This window comes from Streptomyces boncukensis (assembly GCF_011045075.1).
Classification (GTDB): domain Bacteria; phylum Actinomycetota; class Actinomycetes; order Streptomycetales; family Streptomycetaceae; genus Streptomyces; species Streptomyces boncukensis.
Genome location: NZ_JAAKZZ010000693.1, coordinates 1 through 3,129 on the forward strand (window position 1 = coordinate 1; position 3,129 = coordinate 3,129).

At 75.4% G+C, this 3,129-nt stretch carries 3 protein-coding genes; all 3 read right to left on the reverse strand.

Annotated elements, in window-relative coordinates; translation table 11 throughout:
• Window positions 1-68: 68 nt before the first annotated feature.
• The 3 genes from G5C65_RS34345 to G5C65_RS34355 all read right to left on the reverse strand — a co-directional run bounded on the left by G5C65_RS34345 (window position 69) and on the right by G5C65_RS34355 (window position 3,126).
• Window positions 69-719 carry a hypothetical protein gene (locus G5C65_RS34345; protein WP_165302979.1) on the reverse strand — a complete coding sequence of 217 codons (651 nt, stop codon included), beginning with the start codon at window positions 717-719 and terminating at the stop codon, window positions 69-71.
• A 209-nt stretch (window positions 720-928) separates the two neighbouring features.
• Window positions 929-1,441, reverse strand: coding sequence for a sec-independent translocase (locus G5C65_RS34350; RefSeq protein WP_165302980.1), 513 nt, complete (start codon window positions 1,439-1,441; stop codon window positions 929-931).
• 122 nt (window positions 1,442-1,563) lie between these two features.
• The gene (locus G5C65_RS34355) at window positions 1,564-3,126 is read right to left on the reverse strand and encodes a trypsin-like peptidase domain-containing protein (protein WP_165302981.1); all 1,563 of its coding nucleotides are present in this window, start codon (window positions 3,124-3,126) and stop codon (window positions 1,564-1,566) included.
• Between the last annotated feature and the right edge of the window lie 3 nt (window positions 3,127-3,129).

The window sequence follows — 3,129 nt, forward strand, 5'->3', positions numbered from 1 at the left end:
CGCCCAGCCCTCCCGGACGCCGCACGGCCCGGCCCTCCCGGGCGCGGCACGGCCCGCGGCCGGGCCGCTCACTCGTATGCGGTGATGTCCTTCACGACCGCGAAGCCGAGCCCGTACGCGCTCATCCCCCGTCCGTACGCGCCCAGGTGCACCCCCTCCTGTGCGGACCCGGCGAGCACCCAGCCGTACTCGGACTCGCGGTAGTGGAAGTCCGTCGGCGTTCCGTCGACCGGCAGCGACAGGGTGCTCCAGCCGGGGCCGCCGAGGTCGTCGGCGAGCTCCCAGGCGACCACGGTCTGCTGGTCGAGCCAGTCCTGGCGCAGGCCGCGCTCCATCTCCCGCGGCCAGGTGCACGAGAGCAGGCCGGAGCCCGCCAGCCAGGCGGCGGTGGAGACCGAGGTCGCCTCCAGGACGCCGGTGCCGTCCGCGCTGCGCCGCACCGGGCGGCTGGCGACGGTCACCACGACCGCGAAGCTCTGCTCGTCGGGGCCGGTCTCCCCGCGGAGCGAGGGCGCGGTTCCGTGGCCTGTGGAACCGTGCTCGACCGTGCCGTCGGCCGCGGACCCCACCTGCATCAGCCAGCGCGGCCCCGGGTAGGCCGCATCGAGGCCGTACCACGGAAAGGCGGCCAGCAGAAAGCCGTCCACCGCCCGCCGCGCACCGGGGACCCCCTGCGCGGCGGGCCCGGTTTCCCCGGCTACCCGACTCGTCGTCTCCATCTGTGCGACGCCTCCTCATTGGCCTGTGCCATGGACGGCCGGCCCTCTGTACGGACGACAGCCCCGGACACAGGGAGGATAGCCACCCGGGTCCCCGGTGTCGGGCATGCATGCGGTCAGTGTGGCCAGACGGGGGGCAAGATGGCCCTCTAACGACTCAGATGTCCCACTCCCGGCACCGTAGTCGGACGGGGCGGGGTCGGACCGATTCAGGTGGCGTCGGCGTCGAACGGCGGTGGTTCGGCCTTGCGCAGCCGCTCGCCGTTCCGCGGCGCGGGGGCCGGCGCTTCACCGGCCGAGCCGGCCGGGCCGGCCGGGACGCTCGGCCCTTCGGCGCCGTCCTTGGTGAGGCTCAGCCGTCCGCCGCCGCCCTGCGCCTCGCCGCCGCTCCCGCTCTCCTTGCCGTTGACCGCGTCGGCGACCTCGGTGAGGTCCTTGCGCAGGTCGAAGGTGTTCCGGATCTCCTTGATGCCCAGTTCGTCGTCGTCCAGCAGATGCTTGCGCGCGAACGTCTTGGGGTTCAGGTCATCGAACTCGAAGTCCTTGAACTCGGGCCCCAGTTCCGACCGGATGTCCTCCTTGGCGCTGTCCGAGAACTGGCGCACCTTCCGGATGAACGCCGCGGCGTCCTGGATCACCTTGGGCAGCTTGTCCGGACCGAAGATGAGCACGGCGAGGACGATGAGCGCCACCAGTTCCAGCGGTCCTATGTCGAAGAACACCGCGCAGCTCCCTCAGTACGTCCACGGCCGGTACGGCCAGATGTCACGGTACCCGCACCCGCCCCCGGCGTGGGAGGCCACCCTCGCCGTTCCGTCCCGGTGCGTCCCGTCCCGTCCCCTGTTCACTCCCCGTTCCCGTCCGCGTCGCCGCCGTCGCCGCGCGCCGAGCCGAGCGTCACCCGGACGGTGCGCTCCTCGCCGTCCCGCCGCACGGTCAGCCGCAGGGTGTCCCCGGGGTGGTGGCTGCGGATCCGCACGATCAGCTCCTCGCCGCTGCGCACCGCGGCGCCGCCCGCCGCCGTGACGACATCGCCCTCCCGCAGCCCGGCCCGGTCCGCCGGGCCGCCGCGTGCCACCGCCCGGCCCTCGCCACCGGAACCGGAACCGGAACCGCCGGAACCTCCGATCCGGGCGCCGGTGCCGCCGTACTGCATATCGACCGTGGCGCCGATCACGGGGTGGGTCGCCACCCCGTCGTTGATCAGCTCCTCGGCGACGCGCTTGCCCTGGTTGACCGGGATGGCGAAGCCGAGGCCGACGCTGCCGCCGCCGTCCGCGTCGTCGCCGGGGAACGGGGAGTCGTCGCGCGGGCCGCGCAGCGCGCTGTTGATCCCGATCACCCGGCCCCCGGCGTCCACCAGCGGGCCGCCGGAGTTGCCCGGGTTGATGGGCGCGTCGGTCTGCAGCGCGTCGACATAGCTCAGCTCGCTGCCGCTGTCCCCGCCGCCCATGGCGATGGAGCGGCTGGTGGCGCTCACGATGCCGGTGGTGACGGTGCCGTCGAGGTCGAACGGGGAGCCGAACGCGAGCACCGCGTCCCCCACCCGCACCGCGTCCGAGTTGCCCAGCGGCAGCGGCTTGAGCCCGGTGACGCCGGACACCTTGACCACCGCCAGGTCGTAGCCCCGGTCCGCGCCGACGACCTCGCCCCGCGCGGTCTGGCCCCCGGTGAACCGCACCCGCACGGACGGACCGGAACCCGCCGAGGCGACCACGTGCTGATTGGTGAGGATATGGCCGCGCCGGTCGAGGACGAAGCCGGTGCCCGTGCCCTCCGCCGCGTCCCTCCCCCCTCTCCCGGCTCCGCCGACGGGCGCGTGCAGCGTGACCACGCCGGGGAGCGTGCGCCGCGCGATACCCGCCATGCTGTCCGGCGCCCGCTCCCCCGCGGCGTCCTCGGCGTCCTCGGGGGTCTGGGACAGCTCGATGTCGCCGACACCGCCGTTCCGCTCGATGAAGGCGCCGGTCGCCCCGCCCGTACCGCCGGCGAGGAGGACCACAGCGAGGATGCCGACGGCGGCGCGCAGCCGGCGCCGCACGGGCTTCGGCGGCGGCGCCGCCTGGGCCGCACGGGCCGCAGGCACCCCGTAGGGCGGGGTCCCGGCGGCTGGGACCCCGTGCGGCGGAGTGCCGGTGGTGGGGCGGGCTGCCGGCACCCCGTGCGGGGGTGTCGGCGACGTCCCCGCCGGCCGCTGTACGGGCGGCGCGAGGGCCCATGGACCGGGCCGCCCGTACGGGGGCGTGCCGTACGGGTCCCGGCCGTGCAGCGGCTCGGCGGCCCCGGCCGCGGCCGGGGCGTCCGCAAGCGCGGCCTCGTCCGCACCGTCCCCGGGCCCGGCGTCCGCGTCGGGCGGTGCGGTGTCCGGTTCCGGCGGCGCGGGGGTCCCGGTGCCGGAACCGGACACCGC

Bases quoted from the DNA above. Each gene is read 5' to 3' on its own strand.
- G5C65_RS34345 (WP_165302979.1), bottom strand. From the start codon at position 719: ATGGAGACGACGAGTCGGGTAGCCGGGGAAACCGGGCCCGCCGCGCAG.